The following is a 15,992-nucleotide window of genomic DNA, read 5'->3' on the forward strand; positions in this document are numbered from 1 at the left end:
TTCAATTTTTATAATAAGCTTCCGTGGAGTTTAGCAAAGTATTGGCTACCCTGGTCAAGGCCGCCACCTCGGTAGACGGAAGTTCGGCCGCTACTTCTTGTACCCCTACACTCAAATACTGTTGTGCTTTTAGCGGTTCTTGGGCGAAATACTCCTTTTCCGCTTGGTATTGCCGCATTAAAATATCCCGCTCCCGTTCGGTTGGCGAACGCCCTATCAACGCTAGAAAAAGGCGGTCAATGGCCGCGGAAAGTTGAAAATCGGTCGCTGTCCAGGTGTTTTCGGCAAGTACCCGACAAGCTTCGATGACCTGTCGACCGTTCAGTAATACCAGGGCCTGTAACGGGGTATTGCTCCGTTGTCTTTGCACTTGGCATTCGCTTCGGCTCGAGGCATCGAAGACCAGCATGCTTGGCACTGGTACATTTCGTTTCCAGAAGGTATAAAGGCTACGTCGGTAGAGTCCGTTTTCATAATCTATCTCATAATCGGGAAAAAACGGGTGGCTGATAGTTTCGCTCCACAATCCCTCTGGTTGATAGGGGAAAACCGATTTTCCACCAACATTAGTGTTTAATAGGCCGCTCACCGCCAATACGTTGTCGCGCACCATTTCGGCGGAACGCCGGTATCGTGGGCTGCGGGCCAACAAGATATTATCGGGGTCTATTTCATTCAAATCTTTTCGAATCGCCGAGGACTGTCGATAGGTAGCCGAGGTGACCATTTGTCGTATCAGGCGTTTTACGTCCCATCCGTTTTCCATAAAATCGACGGCCAGCCAATCCAGCAGTTCCGGATGGCTCGGAAGCGCGCCCTGATTTCCGAAATCACCGTTTGTCTTTACGAGTCCCCGGCCGAACATCAGATACCATAGTTGGTTGACCGCGACGCGCGCGGTCAGCGGATTGTCGGGATGAATCAGCCATTTTCCGAGTCCGTATCGGTTTCTTGGCAAATCTTCGGGCCACGGCAAAATAGTTTCCGGCACGTCCCTTCCCACCTGCTTCCCATGGGCATCATACACTCCGCGATCCAAAATATAAGTGGGTCGTTTCTTGTCCAAATCGCCCATAACCATGATTTCCTGAACGGTATCGATGGTCTGCAACTCACGTTGCTGTAATTCCTGTAATTGCTTTCTTTCCGATGCCAGATCCGTGTCCAAATGGAGGGAATGAAATTCATTGATGGCTGCCGAGCGCGAGGTAATGGATTCCTGAAACAACCGGCTTCCCAACTGCTCATCGTACAAATAATTGGCGACCAATTGGCCGGCTTCCCGGTTTAGTACCTTAAAGTCATCGATAAAACCTCCATCGAAATGTTGGTCGTAATGACTCGAACCGAGAACGAGCCCCTCATAATGCATGTATACGGTAGCCCTCTTATCGGTATAGGGTTTGGCCGATCGGTATAATAGGTCACGAAGGATGTCCCCTTGGATTGGTTTTCCATTTTGATAAATGGCCATCCCGGCTGCCTTGCTCGACCCATCGTAACTCCATACAAAATGCTGCCATTGGTTTAACGGGATTGCTTCGGGCATTCGAACTTCCAACGATTGATAGGGATGGGCGTGGTTGAGACGAAACGAGAGTCGGGTGCTGTCGAGCACCACTTCCCAACCGCGATATCCTTGTATACGTCCGTTGCCGTTGTAGATGACCCTTGCCTCATCATACTCTTTAGGCGTTTTGATCCAAAAACTCACGGTAAAAGGCTCCATACGCTCGAAGCTAACCCGGCTTCCGTCGGCGATAAGTTTACCTTCCTGGTACTGGAGTGCGGTTCCTTTTTTGCCCGGAACGAAGGCATGACCGAAGTATCGGGCGTCTTTGGACCCTTTGGCACGATCCCTGCTAATCCCATCGGTCGAACGCTCAAAATCCAAATCGACCACGGTCGCGTTCGTCACTACCTTTTCGAGCGTCTTGGAACTGGGCTTCGAAGCGAGCCAATCCAATACCTTTGGTTCGTTCGTCCTGGCAGTTTTTTTCAGGTCAGATGCTTTCTGGTCAATTTCCCGCTGTAAAAATTCATAGATCTTGGCAACATCTTTACTAGGCACCGGCATGACCGGGCCTGCGTTCATGGAAAGTTCGTTGGGCACGTCGTTTCCGTTCTCCACAGCGTTGAAGGCAAAGATACCATCACCCCGTTCGATCGTGCTATTGAAAAAACCAAAGAGCTCAAAGTAGTCTTCTTGGGAAATAGGGTCGTACTTGTGGTCGTGGCATCGGGCACAGGCCACCGTGAGTCCCAGGAAGGCGGTGCCCACCGTATTGGTTCGGTCGGCCACGTATTCCACCCGGAATTCCTCGGGAATGACCCCCCCTTCGGAGTTTTGCTTATGCAACCGATTGAAGGCGGTCGCCAAACGTTGTTCCTCCCCTGCATCTGGAAGCTGATCACCCCCTACTTGCCATAGGATAAAATCGTCGTAGGGCAAGTTTTTGTTGAAGGCATCGATGACCCAATCACGGTAGGGCCAAAACTCATGATGAAAGTCGTCCAGGTAGCCCTCACTGTCGGCAAAACGGGCCACATCGAGCCAATGGGCCGCCATTCGCTCACCGTATGCGGGAAGATTTAAAAGACTATCGACCAAAGCTTCATAATACTGGGGATCGTCTTTCGCCATAAGCCGTTCGACCTCCGCCACGGAGGGTGGAAGACCGATAAGATCGAAATACAGCCTTCGAATCAGCACTTCCTTTCGTGATTCCGGGGAAGGGGCTATGCCTTTTTCTTCTAGTTTGGAAGCGATAAACCGATCAATTTCATTCTTGGCCCAGTTCTCACCTGCCTCCGGAACCGGTCTTTTGACAGGTTTGCTAAAAGCCCAATGGGTTTTGTACTCAGCGCCTTGTTCTATCCATTTAGCGATATAGGCGATTTCGAGCGGACTCAGTTGTAGGTTCGATTCGGGCGGCGGCATCAATACATCGGGATCAGTCGAAACCACGCGATGATACACTTCACTCTTGTCTAAATTGCCCGGTTTTATGGCAAATCCGTTTCCTGATTGGAGTGCAGCGAAGGCCGAATCGGCAATATCCAAACGAAGTCGGGCTTTTTGGTTTTGTTGGTCCGGGCCGTGGCAAGCAAAACATCTATCGGACAGGATGGGTTTGATATGGAAATTAAAGTCAACGGTCTCTGGAAGCTCGTTTTCGGCCAATAGGACCTCCTCCGGTTTATCGACTCCACAGCCAGTGGCCAGTAGAGACAACAGTCCTATGCCAAAAAATAAATTTCCACTGATCATCGATTGTTTCTTTCTAGTTCCCTTGAATCAGCAAGTTAGGGCCTTCTAAAGATAGGTATTCCGCACATTTTTACCGAAGATTGTGCTGTTAAACTAGCCTACTGTAAGCGTACTTTGTCATTTATTGATAGGATTTTGTCGCTAAATAGCTAGTCAGAAAATGGTCAATTCCGATAGCCTCTACATTTTGGACATTTTTCCGTAATTTTGCCCACCCAAAACGAGTGAAGCGAACATGCCCAAGATAGGAGACATCCAATTACCCGATTTCCCGTTGTTGCTCGCACCTATGGAAGATGTGAGCGATCCCCCCTTTCGCGCACTGTGTAAGGAACAGGGGGCCGATGTGGTGTATACCGAATTCATTTCCTCGGAAGGCCTTATCCGGGATGCTGCAAAGAGCGTCATGAAGTTGGACATCTATGAAAAGGAACGTCCGGTAGGGATCCAAATTTTTGGAGCCAATCTTGATTCGATGTTACGGTCGGTCGAGATTGTGGAAAAATCAAATCCGGACATCATCGATATCAATTTTGGCTGCCCTGTGAAAAAGGTGGTGAGCAAAGGGGCCGGAGCCGGTATTTTAAAAGACATCGATTTAATGGTTTCCCTAACAAAGGCTATGGTAGAGCATACCAAATTGCCCGTTACCGTAAAAACCCGTTTGGGATGGGACCATGACTCCATTAAAATTGTAGAAGTAGCCGAGCGGCTTCAGGATGTCGGTTGTAAGGCAATCGCCATTCACGGCCGTACCCGTGCCCAGATGTATAAGGGGGAAGCCGATTGGCGACCCATCGCCGAAGTGAGGAACAATCCCCGGATGCACATTCCTGTTTTCGGAAATGGCGATGTCGATTCCCCGGAGGCCGCGATGCGAATGCGGGACGAATATGGGTTGGACGGCGCCATGATCGGCCGCGCCAGTATCGGATATCCATGGTTTTTTAAGGAAGTAAAACACTATTTTGAAACCGGTACCCACTTGGCACCCCCAACAATGGAAGAGCGGGTGACCGCAGCCCATAGGCATTTGCAGATGGCCATCGATTGGAAAGGGGAAAAACTAGGGGTTTTCGAGACCCGAAGGCACTATACCAACTACTTCAAAGGCATCCCAAACTTCAAGGAGTACCGCATGAAGATGGTCACCAGCGATGACGCGTCCGATGTATTCGCCGCTTTTGAGGAAGCCCTGGAGGTTTTTGGGAACCATGAATTTGTGGCCCCCTAATTCCCTAAGCTATCCCGGGCTATTGCGCAATCAACTTCGCATTGATGCGACTACTGGCGATTTTAGCGGCGATAATTCCCAAAATTACGATAGTGGCTAATACGATCAATAGATTCATGAATTGAAATTCCACGGGATAGGCCAAAGAGGGTGTTATTTTGAGCCAGCCAAACCACAGTTGTGAAGCAATGAGCAGTGACCCCAGAAGCACGCCGATGAGTCCGCCTAAACTGGTAACCAAAACACCTTGTACAAAATAAATACGGCGTAATTCCTTGAGTGTCGTGCCCAGACTAAATAGGGTTTTAGAGTTTTGTTGTTTGTCCAATATCATCATGGTAATGGCTCCGACTACGTTGAACAAGGCAATGACCAAGACCAGGGTGAAAATGAGATAGGTGGCCACATTTTCGGTGTTCAACATTTTATAGAGGGTACTGTTCTGCTCCTTTCGGTTCTTTACAATAACAGTGTCCCCGAAAACCGCTTTGATCCGCTCTTTGATTTTTGGGATGTTTTCAGCATCCCGGACCTTAAAATTGATACCCGACAATTGGGTGCTATCTTTTTCCAATAGCTTGCGAACCAGATTCAGCTCGGCAAAAATGTATTTCTTGTCCAAACTCTCCTCGACTCCGTAGATACCGCTCAATACCAAAGGCATTTCGTTATAGATTTGTTTTTTTGATTGCGGGGAAATAAACCCTTTTCCCGGTTTTAGGGCCACTACGGTCAACGGATTTCGAAACTCGTTCGTAGTCACCCCCAATGCGTTGGAGATTCCGATACCGGCCACGCCTTGCAGCTCGTTGATGGCCCAGTTGCCGTAGATGACGGTGCTATCAACATCAATAACCCGATTGTAATTGGAATCGACTCCTTTGACATAGGCGATATAGTCTTTCTCCCGGTGGGTGAGATATACCTTTTCTTCCAATTCTTTGGAAAAATAGGTAATTCCGACAATGTCCTCCAGCGCCGCCTCCTGGTCCGGGGAAATGGAAAAAAACTTTCCCACTGCCGGGGCGGCCTTCAGGTCCGGGTCAAAGCTATTGCTAAAGGAAAGGCTGAAGGTCTTGAGTCCGGCAAATCCCGATAGCACTATAAAGAGGGCTGCAGAACCGATTACGATGACCAGAAAGGTAATAAAGTTGATAATGTTCACCGCGTTCTGGCTGCTTTTGGAACGCAGGTAGCGCTTCGCGATATAGAGCGGAAAATTCAAGCCTAGGATTTTTTTCTTTTCGGAAGCAAATCCCGATCTTCGATAGGATTTTCATCCCCTTTTAATGATTTTTCAATCTTCTCGATATAATCCAAAGAGTCATCCAGGAAAAAAAGCAGTTCGGGCACCCGTCGTAATTGATGCCTGGTGCGTTGTGCCAGTTCGTGTTTGATAAGGGGTCGGTTCGATTGAATACCTTCCATTAGAGCGGGAGCCTCCTTACCGGGAAAAATACTCAAATACACCTTGGCGATCGAAAGATCGGTGGTAACCGAAACCTTGGAAACCGATATAATGGTGCCTTGTAGCCCACCTTCAAGGGCGGCGCGCTGAAGAATATCTACAATATCTTTTTGAATAACGCCTGCTATCTTCTTCTGTCGTTGTGTTTCCATATTGCAAAAATAGCCCTTTTATGACTTTCCTCAGCATTTGATACATTTACAGGAACTAATTTTAACGAATGAATCTAGAGGCAACTATTGCCAAAAAAGATTTACTATGATGGATAAAATAGAACATATCGGCATTGCCGTTAAAAATTTGGACGCCTCCAACGAACTGTTCCGAAAACTTTTTGGCGCACCGGCCTATAAAATGGAGGAGGTACTTTCGGAAGGTGTTACAACATCCTTTTTTAAATCAGGGCCGAATAAAATAGAATTGTTGGCAGGCACCAATGAAAACAGTCCTATCACCAAGTTTATCGAAAAGAAGGGGGAGGGCATTCACCATATCGCCTTTGCCGTAGATGATATTGTGGCCGAAATTGCACGGCTCAAATCGGAGGGATTCACTGTCTTGAACGAAGTGCCTAAAAAAGGGGCGGACAATAAGTTGGTGGCTTTTTTACATCCGAAATCCTCGAATGGGGTCTTGGTGGAGTTGTGTCAGGAAATACGGGATTAGACGCTGAAAACCCTTGTAGGCTTTAAAAATAAACACTAATATTGCAGTCCGTTTTTTTGGTCCTATAGCTCAGTTGGTTAGAGCATCTGACTCATAATCAGAGGGTCCCTGGTTCGAGCCCAGGTGGGACCACATCAAGTAGAAAACCCTTGCCTTTCGGTAAGGGTTTTTTAATTACCATCGCAATCGTTTCCAGATCGCTTGCGACAAATGAGGAAGCAACCCGGACGGGACCAATAATCCATCTATGCCATAGATGTGTGGCTACTTATTTTCTGATAGCGGCAAAAATTTGATTTGAATCAATTTCTTTACAAAATGAAGCAAAGGGGCAAAAATCCCTTCGTTATTTTAAGGGCTCCCGTTTGTAAATAACGGGATGGCAATTATTACAGCAAAGAATACCTTAATTTTAAATAAATTCTAAAAAAGAGAATCATGAAGAAAACTATCAATTGCTTTTTGGTTACGCTACTGTTTTTGGTGGGATGCGATGACCAGAAAAAAGGACTCGCAGAGAAATTCGATGCGCTACAGAACCAGCACGACAGTATTGCTAGCATTCACGAGCAATTCAAATCGGTTCACGCCAATATGTCCCAAAAACACAAGGATTTCAAGACACAATTAGAGGGTATGATAATCCAGGACTCCACAATGCTGGAAGACATAGCCAAGCATGAAGCCATTTTATCGGAGCATGATGCGTTGTTGGAAGGCCATGACAAAATCATTGAGGCCCATAGCGATTTAAAAAAGGGATTTGGTGAAAAATCAGCTGCTGAAATGGAAGCCCAAATCAATGAAATGATGGAAATGCACGACAAGCTGACCACCGAACACAGGGCAATGGAAGAAGAGCATGATATGATGCATAAAGAACACAAGGCTATTACGGCAAAACTGGATAGCATCAAAACTTTGGAATAAGATTCCAATGAATAAAAGAAGCGAACTGACAACCATTCAGTAAAGTGAATGCGTAGTGGCCTTATCTTTTAAAGTCAAGAATTGTCAGCATCCTTAACAGCGTCTTACGTTCATAAGAGCCGTCAGACCAAAACGATTTTGCATCTAAGGACCAACTTTTGGACTTCACTATCGATACCATTTTAAAGTCAACAAAAGATTTATAGGGCACACCAATAGTATTATTCGTTGGGTGTTCTTCGATTTAAGTCCGTTGCACCCACAACATCTTTGGCCGAAAGGGCAAATTGGTCATCTCAGGCTCCTTGAATTTTTTTGGAAAAACTTTTCGTACAAGAACTGTTTTCATTTTCTTATGGATTATGGCATAGTGCAGATAATTTCTATCTTTAGATGTTTAGAAAACTTCATTGCAACGTTCATGGGGCCAACCATATGTGTTATAGATGACGATTTGGTATCGCAATACGCTACCCGGTATTGTATTGAACAGTCGATCAAGAATTGTAATGTCGTTGTCTATGACAGTGCCGAAGAAGGCCTGGCACGGTTCATCGATTTACATCAAAAGGGGAATGCGCTTCCAGACATTTTGTTGTTGGATCTGACCATGAACGGAATGGATGGATGGGAATTCCTGGATGCCATCCAGCCCCTTATGCGGGATATCCAGTCTACCGAAATCTACATTCTGTCATCCTTCACCAATACGAAGGACAGGGAAAAGGCAAAGCAGCACCCAATGATCAAAGACTATTTCAACAAGCCGCTTTCCAAAAGCATGATGAACACCATTCTTCTTTCCAAAACATATTGAGTTTAGAGCGAATTGTATCACTTCAAAGGTCATCAAGAGAATTATTTTTTAATTTCTGATTACCCTTAACTAGCGCTCCTTTGTTACGAGTGCCGTACCGAATAAGTGGGGAAGCGCGCTATGCAAGGGCAAAATGTCTAATCTTCCTAGGAATCTATACGAATTCCTACTTCAGAAAATATGTGGAGAATTAAATTAATTTCCCTTTCGTCAACCCTTCCATCGGCACCGGCCATTTCTTTCAGAAGTACCGCCAAAGCGTGCTTTTTGTTCGTCGGCATTCCACTAAAGATCAAAAGACCTTCTTTTTTTGTTACTTTTCTCGCTTCCTGAAGAAGTTCCCTCTCAATTTTAAGAATCCTCATTATACGGTCCAGAAGGTTTATTTCCCTTTTGTTGACCTGCCCGTCAACTTGAATTACTTCATCGATTGCCTTCACAATGGCCAATTTTTCAGCTAGATTATATTGCATGTGCTTTCTTTTTACGAGGGGGGAAGGGTTATAAATATCGGGTATTGAGCGGAGAATTTACAGCTGGCCGACTACCTTTCTACAAGGTAACTAAAAGTCCCCAAGGGCCCGAGGGTTTTTTAAATCCTTTTCAAATGAGGAAGGATCGCCCAACGGTTATGACCATTATAGCTATTCTTACATTAGAAGTCCAGAGATAAAAAAACCTTCCAATCCACACAAAGGTTTGCCCTGCACTTTTCGACTTTGCCCAACGCGCATCAAAGAGTCCTTACGACCCTATTTTCGAAATTCGAGCTATCAAAATGTCCCAAAAAAAAAGCTCGGCAGATATACCTGAAAACCACAAAAACACGAGACCTATGAAATTGGGCCAAAACCTATTCAAAAAGAATCAGCCGATTTGGGGGAAACCCTTGATTTCCTACGATCGGGAGAAAATGAACGAGGTATTTTCAGAAATCCCTACTGCTGAAAGTATCGAAGAACTCCCATCCCTGCCAACTAGCAGGCCGACCGATATCTCCTTGGAGACCGAGTTGTACCTAATGCTGCATTCGTAAGCTGTTAATTCCCGCATTATGATATTTTCAAATCAGCAGCTAAAGAACATGGCGTATCGTTCCGTTCACCTAGGAATCACCCCCAAGGAAGATTACATTTTGGACGAAAAAAAGATCCTCAACGGGTACAAGGCAAAAAAGTACACGTTGAACGAGCAAATAGGCGACTTGGGGGAATCGCTGGCGGAAAACATCCGTAAGATGGAAATCATCCGCGGCAAACTTTCCAAAGAGGTGGTCGCCAGGGCACAAAACAGCACGGAGACCATCGAACAGGAAATCAATACCGTCAAGGAAACGATCCAAACGCAAAAGGCAGGAATCAAAGAGCATATCCGCCGCTGTCAGTTGAATGGCGATACCCTTACGTATCGCTATAACATCGATGAGATTCATGGGATCGAAGATTTTGAGCCAGGACAGGAACTTCCCGAACCGAAAAAAAAGCAAGGCCCCAAACGTGTTCCTTTTTGGGCACTATACCTGGTCGAAGTGCTTTTTATTTTCGGGGAAGGAATCCTGTTTTACAACATTTTGATGGAGACGCACGACCTGCCCGTCATTATTTTGCGGAGTATCTTTTTTATTCCCATCGTATTTGCCGCCAGTTTCCTGACCTCCAGAAAAATCTCCCTCCGTTGGGTCTGGTTGCCTATAATGCTCATTACAGGGGTCTACGCCATCTTGGGCTTTACGGTCATGGAATGGTTCCTCGAATCCCAGGCGTTGGATGAGACACTTACGTTTACGGCCTTTTTTATCAAGAACGGGTTTTTGATTCTCGGTGCGCTGATGATGGTGACACTGGCACTGTTTTTAACCAATGCGGTAAAGAGCATCTACAATTACCAGGACCGAAGGAAGAAAAAGAAGAAAGAACCCGAACCCATTCCCGAACCTGTTGAAAAAACCCCACAACAGGCAGACCTCGATTTAAAACTGCTTGAACTAAAGGGCTCGTACAAACGACTTCAAAAACTGGAAGAAAAGCTAACTAGCTCCCAGGCGGCCGGTACCGACGAATTCAAACGTATCCTCGGCGATGTGTCCGTTTTGGAACGCAAAACCGAGGAGTTATCGGCCCAGATAGGCGCTTTCGAAAAGGAGTTGGATACGCTCGAGATCCATTCAATGGAAGAACTTTCCAAATACCGGGAACACTTCGAAAACTACAGCAACGGAGATATGGACATTCAGTGGAAAGGATATGATTTTAGCCGTATTTAATCGATAAAACTGCAACGATGAAAAAAGGGATTTTTATAGGACTATCGGCAATATTGGCAACCTTTGTGGCCAGCTGTGATACCGAATGTGAAACGGTGACCACCCGAAACATCACCATTCTGGTAGATGCGACAGACTCCCTCTTGGTCGACAAAGCCCAGCAGGAGCTCCGCAAGGACAACTTTGAACAACTCGTCAACAAAAAGCTGGGGCTCACAGAAACACCTACTTGTTTTACGGTCAATTATGACTTTGGGTATATTTCGACCCATAGTTACTACAATCCCACATCTACCCAATTGTCCCAAACCAAGTGGGGGCAGGCCAAAAACAAATTGGTGTTGGGATGGCGTAGCTTCTACGATGCACACGAAAAGAATTTACAAAGCCTCGATTCCTTGGGGAATATGGAAAATACTTCGCTCTTTCCAACACTGATGAAAGCTATCCGCAAAACCGATGGAATCCTGATCGTGGTGAGCGATTTGATAGAGAACAACCCAGCCGTCAACTTTTATAAAAATCCGCCTACGACTCCCGAGCAAATGGAAAAGGCGTACCAGAAAATGGCAGCCTACTACCTGCCCGATACCATCGGATCGACGGATGAAAGGGAAGTATTGTTCATCGTACTGTCAGAGCCCAAAAATTCTGCCGTGGTACATAAGGCCCGGGCCTTTTGGAAGTATGCCCTGGAGGAACAAATGGGCCTACAGGTAAGTTTCGCTGACGGTATCTCAACCCTGTAGCCATGCCAGCTCTTGTTGTATACATACTACTTCTCGTACTGGCATTGATCGCCTGTGTGCTGTTTTATATTCCAAGAAAGAATTGGTTCAACCTTAAGGTAGCCAAAGAAGAGGGATGGGGCACCTTGGTCGTACTCTTGATCGGAATGGGCACCGGGTTGCTTTGTTTTGTATTCAGCAAACTCCTTTTTTCAGCTTTCTGTCTCAGTATTTCCTCGAGCATCATCGAATATACTATCTTGATCAATAATGTATATTGGGTCGGGGCCGAATTGGTGTCACCCTTTCGTACGATCAAATATCCGTTGTCCTATTTCGGACTTCATACACTGTCCTATTTTGCGGGTCTGTACGCCGTACTATATTGTCTCAGCAAATTGAACCTTACTTCCAAGTATAATCTGGCGCATGACCGTTTAAAATTACAACTGATGTGCTTGGGCCTATACCTATTCCTTGAAACCTTGTTATACGTATCCTATCCCTTTCAAACCTTCGAAAGCGGCTGGCGTATCTTTCATAATTTCTTTGCCGTTTTTGTGGCACGCTTGCACTTTACCGCTTGCTTGTTTATCGCCGCATGGATGCAGTTTCATTATCCTTGGGTGAAAATGGCCCTTCGTTCTAAGGTGTTATCGGTCCGCCATCAATGGCTTTCCGGTATTTTTTCCACTGCACGCACTACCATCGCTTTTTTTGTCGCCCAAGGCATGTTGTTTTTGCTTCCGGCATTTATACGATCCTACGCCCCCTCCAACTTCGGGTTGGTCATCTCACTCTTGTTCAATGGGGGGCTTCTTTTCGTCTTTTGGCGCTGGGTGTCGCCGGCTATGGTGCAACTGATGCAGTTTGTTATCGATTTTGAAAAAGGCAAACAAACGCGAGGTAAGCCCACGACTCAATGAAAAGAATTTCAACATAGATTTCGACCCCAGTGTCGGAGCATTTAAATCTCGATTACCGAGTAAAACGATATGAACGATTGGATAAAAGCCATACGATTGATCGGCGGTGTTTTTCTCGCCCTCATTCTCTTTCATGCCCTCTGGCCTTCTAAGATGGAGTTGGAGCCCAATACCCATTTTATATCCTCGGTACGGGATGAGGACCACCATCTGTTGGCCCTTTTTGGAGAAAATACCATACTTGACCACCGGTTGACCCAAGAAGAGTTGGCGGCTTTGGACGCAAAAGGAACCTTGAACAAATATCCAATCGTTCCCGTATTATCCTACGACGAATTGCCAGAGAACTATATTTACTTTCTCACCAAGGTAGAAAACAAACATTTTTTCGATTTCGGAAAAGACAATCTGTTCGGACTCTCCTTTTCGGGCATTGCCCGCTTACTCAAAGGTCAGGCCAGTGGGGGTTCCAATATACCCCAACAATTGTTAAAAAATGCCATCCATAAAAAAGACGGTTTGGGAACCATATACCTGTCCAGAAAATATGGGGAACAGTTGGGAGCCTTTCAAATGATGAAATCTACCCCTCCTGAAGAGGTGTTGATCGCCTATACCAACTATTCGGGGAATTTCTGGTACGAGCGTGATTTTTCGGGACTTATCTTGGCTTCCTATACCATCTTTGGCCGGCCGCCCCACGAATTGAACGATTTGGAAATGCTCCTAACGGTGAAGACTTTAAAAGGCGGTCGGGAACTCAAAGCGCTTTGCGATGATCGATTCGCAAACAAAGCGCGTATCAAGCAACGAATTCTGGACTACTATGAATTGATTTCCGACCCCACCGAGACAGATAGGAAGCGGCTGTCCGACATGCGGAGGATGGAACTGGGATTTGCGCAACACAACAAGCTGCGAAATACCGATGTGCTCACACTCTTTCTCAATCAGCAGCGAGGAGCGGAAACCAGCCGATTTGCGGTTCAGTACGTTTCTTCCATTACTAAAGAACGACAGGACAAACTACTGGAGGCGGTGGACCAATTCTCCAAAAAGTTTCGTTCCCAACTAACGGTCAAGGACCATGAACTGCAACTTTCAGTCATCGCCATCGATATTGAATCCGGGGCTATCGAAGCAACCCTCGGAAATAGGAACAATACCGGTGTTATGGCCAACCTCACTAATTATGGCAAGGGGTTTCAATGTGGTTCGGTACTTAAGCCCCTAGTGTTTTTGGAACTATTCGAGCACTTTGGTTTTGATGGGGATACCCGTTTGTTTAATGGGAATTTAGAAGAGTACGACTATAATCCCGGTAATGTAAAGGCCACGCTCCTGAACCAAGAAGTGCCTGTGAGGGATGTTCTTAAATACAGTCTGAACAAAGCGGCCGTCAACTATCGGGTATTTGCAAACCCGGCGAAAGTGGCTCAAAGGGTGGAAAAGAACTTCGAAAAAATCGGGGTTTCCGCGAGTCCCGGATATCCCTGGGGAGCCTCTTATATTCTGGGGACCAAAACACTAACGCCATGGGAAGTGGCCCAAGCCTATCAAATGCTGCTCAATGATGGGGAAGCCATTCCTTTAAGTCCTTGGAAATACATCATTGATCCCCATTTACAGGATACCATATATGACAATGCTTCCCAAAAACGAAAAAAATTGTATTCGACCGCCACGGCGAACCGTATTCAAAATTTACTACCTGCCGCTTTTGAAAAAGGAGGTACTTGTCACCGTCTCCTACAATGGCTACCCGAAGACAGAACCTACTATGGAAAAACGGGCACTACCGGAAAGGCCAAAGATGGCTGGACCGTGCTCAGCGATGGGAAGAAACTGCTTGTGGTTTGGGCGGGGTACATGAAGATCGAAGATGGGAAAATTATCCGTAAGGGGACCCCGTCCATCCCCAGCAAGTCAGGTGCGGGATCAGCAGGAGTCCTGGCCGCCATGGCCTATTCCAAATTGTATAACTAGTATTTTTTTGCTAGTTTTAAGTAGTTGAACAAGTTGATTGATACGGACTAATAAAAAATAGATTATTCGAAAAAAAAGTACGCACTACCAAGGCGGTATCCGGACAGGAAGTACGCAAGGGCAGGCACTGGGGTCGTAATTGATGTTGTCTCCCCATCTTTTCCATACTTGCCCCTATCCTTTTTGGAAGTTTCTTTACCACTATGCCAATCGAACAGCAAGATAAGCCGAAAGGATGCTCGCCAAACCATACTTTTATGATTTTGATAAGAGCCGAACGCTAGGGAAGTCCGTATATACACAGATGAATTGGATGAAAACGGTACAAAAGCAATGAACGATCTTTTCAAAAGACGGGAAGCCATTCTCAAAAGCTATTTCGAAGAGGGGCCGCCCTCAGGACAGGAGGGCTTGGAAGACCCTGTAGGGTCCGATTATGAAAGATTGAAAGCGTATCTCGTCCTATTGTACCAATACTATCTTCAAAGAGAGACCATTTTGGAGCCAGATTTGCAAATGGCATTATGGCGATTCGTTCAGCTCGACGAGACTTACAGGGAAAAAATAGCACTGGCCCGGTTCGCTATTCTTAAAACGCCGTCCGAAACCATCACCGGGGATTGGGAGACCTCCAAAAACATCCTTTTTCCACTCAAGGAAGGAGCTCCGGTAGCAACTTTGGAAGCGGCAAAGGAAAAGATGATCGCGGGGTATAAAGAAATTGTATGGGGCCTTTTGGAACGGTAGGGTTAAATATGTGCCTGTACCCTGGAACCCAAAAGATGTTTTTCGATGATTTTGGGATCGATTTCCTTACTAATAGGTAGTTGATAGCAATCGATGATGGCGGGTAGCATATTCTTGGCAATGGTATCCGCGATTTTTTTACCTTGTCGGCAAATCCACTTGCGCACTGCTTCGAATTCCGTTTTTTCAAGCCCTTTGAGAATTTCCAGAAAACGTAATCCCTCCAGAAAACGCTGTCTCAAGTATTCCTTTTTCAATGCTTCAAAGCGGGAAAGTTCGATCCAATCCTGGATACACCGTCGCATTTCCTTGAGAATCGTCTTCTTGTAATCACCCCAAAGCGATTCAAAAACGCTGGGTTCGGCCGTTACCTCCAAGCAATCGGTCGATTCCGACGCTGGGAGCTTCCCTTGTAACAGCCGCTGATAATCCATGCACATGTTTCGGATAACGGGAAAGTAATAGGTGGTCGCTTTGGCGGTACATTGTTCTCGTCGAAGCTTTCCGGCCTCACGGCGTTTGCGCTCTTTTAGGTACAGGTCGGCAAATATGCTTCGTGCGTGCGCTTCCAAATTCAGTCGAAACCCAAAGCGCAGCAACCAATGTTTGATCAGAGGTGCCACTAATGTATAAAATGCGCTATGCTTGCGATGATCATTCGGATGGTCGAGATATTCAAAAACAATATCCCAGCTAGGATGGTATGTTGGTTTGTGCCCCATGATATGAACGGCGGTTTTTGATTGATGAAAAATACCAATCACAGTAGGTAGGGCCTGCTCCACATCGGAGCGGTAAGACTTTCTTGGGGCTACTTATATAAACGTTGGGTTGGGCTACTTATTTTAAATAGGGGTTAAAAAAGAGGAAGTCGTTCAAAACCACGTAGAAATTTACTGTTTTAGTTTCCCATAGTCGCTGCCCGATAGGTTTTGAGCGGGTCTTGCTCTTCCCCT

Annotated in this window: 15 protein-coding genes and 1 tRNA gene; 11 read left to right on the forward strand and 5 right to left on the reverse strand. The window is 46.0% G+C overall.

Annotation, left to right across the window (positions count from 1 at the left end; all coding sequences use genetic code 11):
- Position 1 precedes the first annotated feature (1 nt).
- Positions 2 to 3,271 (reverse strand): DUF1553 domain-containing protein, encoded by a 3,270-nt coding sequence (locus FK220_RS06395; protein ID WP_152573420.1) that lies wholly within the window; start codon positions 3,269 to 3,271, stop codon positions 2 to 4.
- Positions 3,272 to 3,506: 235 nt separating this feature from the next.
- On the opposite strand from FK220_RS06395, the gene dusB reads away from it, so the two are divergent.
- Entirely contained in the window at positions 3,507 to 4,505 is a 999-nt protein-coding gene (gene dusB, locus FK220_RS06400; protein ID WP_152573421.1) for a tRNA dihydrouridine synthase DusB, read from the forward strand.
- 19 nt (positions 4,506 to 4,524) lie between these two features.
- Here the strand turns inward: dusB and FK220_RS06405 are convergent, their stop codons facing one another.
- Positions 4,525 to 5,730, reverse strand: a complete 1,206-nt coding sequence (locus tag FK220_RS06405) for an ABC transporter permease (protein ID WP_152573422.1) — start codon at positions 5,728 to 5,730, stop codon at positions 4,525 to 4,527.
- Between the two features lie 2 nt (positions 5,731 to 5,732).
- Entirely contained in the window at positions 5,733 to 6,125 is a 393-nt protein-coding gene (gene rbfA / locus FK220_RS06410) for a 30S ribosome-binding factor RbfA (RefSeq protein ID WP_152573423.1), read from the reverse strand.
- 109 nt (positions 6,126 to 6,234) lie between these two features.
- On the opposite strand from rbfA, the gene mce reads away from it, so the two are divergent.
- From mce to FK220_RS06430, 4 genes are all read left to right on the forward strand, one after another.
- Positions 6,235 to 6,639, forward strand: coding sequence for a methylmalonyl-CoA epimerase (gene mce, locus FK220_RS06415; RefSeq protein WP_152573670.1), 405 nt, complete (start codon positions 6,235 to 6,237; stop codon positions 6,637 to 6,639).
- Positions 6,640 to 6,697: 58 nt separating this feature from the next.
- Positions 6,698 to 6,771 (forward strand) — tRNA-Ile (locus FK220_RS06420).
- Between the two features lie 306 nt (positions 6,772 to 7,077).
- The gene (locus FK220_RS06425) at positions 7,078 to 7,569 is read left to right on the forward strand and encodes a hypothetical protein (RefSeq protein WP_152573424.1); all 492 of its coding nucleotides are present in this window, start codon (positions 7,078 to 7,080) and stop codon (positions 7,567 to 7,569) included.
- Between the two features lie 421 nt (positions 7,570 to 7,990).
- Positions 7,991 to 8,386, forward strand: coding sequence for a response regulator (locus tag FK220_RS06430; RefSeq protein WP_166204789.1), 396 nt, complete (start codon positions 7,991 to 7,993; stop codon positions 8,384 to 8,386).
- 146 nt (positions 8,387 to 8,532) lie between these two features.
- Here the strand turns inward: FK220_RS06430 and FK220_RS06435 are convergent, their stop codons facing one another.
- Entirely contained in the window at positions 8,533 to 8,859 is a 327-nt protein-coding gene (locus FK220_RS06435) for a tellurite resistance TerB family protein (protein WP_152573426.1), read from the reverse strand.
- Positions 8,860 to 9,221: 362 nt separating this feature from the next.
- Here FK220_RS06435 and FK220_RS06440 point away from each other — a divergent pair, with 362 nt between their 5' ends.
- From FK220_RS06440 to FK220_RS06465, 6 genes are all read left to right on the forward strand, one after another.
- The gene (locus FK220_RS06440) at positions 9,222 to 9,422 is read left to right on the forward strand and encodes a hypothetical protein (RefSeq protein WP_152573427.1); all 201 of its coding nucleotides are present in this window, start codon (positions 9,222 to 9,224) and stop codon (positions 9,420 to 9,422) included.
- Between the two features lie 18 nt (positions 9,423 to 9,440).
- Entirely contained in the window at positions 9,441 to 10,649 is a 1,209-nt protein-coding gene (locus tag FK220_RS06445) for a cytochrome c oxidase subunit 3 family protein (RefSeq protein WP_152573428.1), read from the forward strand.
- A 17-nt stretch (positions 10,650 to 10,666) separates the two neighbouring features.
- Positions 10,667 to 11,398, forward strand: coding sequence for a hypothetical protein (locus tag FK220_RS06450; RefSeq protein WP_152573429.1), 732 nt, complete (start codon positions 10,667 to 10,669; stop codon positions 11,396 to 11,398).
- Positions 11,399 to 11,400: 2 nt separating this feature from the next.
- Positions 11,401 to 12,303, forward strand: a complete 903-nt coding sequence (locus tag FK220_RS06455; protein ID WP_152573430.1) for a hypothetical protein — start codon at positions 11,401 to 11,403, stop codon at positions 12,301 to 12,303.
- A 69-nt stretch (positions 12,304 to 12,372) separates the two neighbouring features.
- Positions 12,373 to 14,289, forward strand: coding sequence for a penicillin-binding transpeptidase domain-containing protein (locus FK220_RS06460; RefSeq protein ID WP_152573431.1), 1,917 nt, complete (start codon positions 12,373 to 12,375; stop codon positions 14,287 to 14,289).
- Between the two features lie 333 nt (positions 14,290 to 14,622).
- Complete coding sequence (locus FK220_RS06465) at positions 14,623 to 15,036, forward strand: hypothetical protein (RefSeq protein ID WP_152573432.1); 414 nt, start codon at positions 14,623 to 14,625, stop codon at positions 15,034 to 15,036.
- Positions 15,037 to 15,038: 2 nt separating this feature from the next.
- Here FK220_RS06465 and FK220_RS06470 read toward each other — a convergent pair whose 3' ends face one another.
- The gene (locus tag FK220_RS06470) at positions 15,039 to 15,758 is read right to left on the reverse strand and encodes a hypothetical protein (RefSeq protein ID WP_152573433.1); all 720 of its coding nucleotides are present in this window, start codon (positions 15,756 to 15,758) and stop codon (positions 15,039 to 15,041) included.
- Positions 15,759 to 15,992 lie beyond the last annotated feature (234 nt).

The sequence above is a fragment of the Pelagihabitans pacificus genome, assembly GCF_009371985.2.
Taxonomy (GTDB): Bacteria; Bacteroidota; Bacteroidia; order Flavobacteriales; family Flavobacteriaceae; genus Pelagihabitans; species Pelagihabitans pacificus.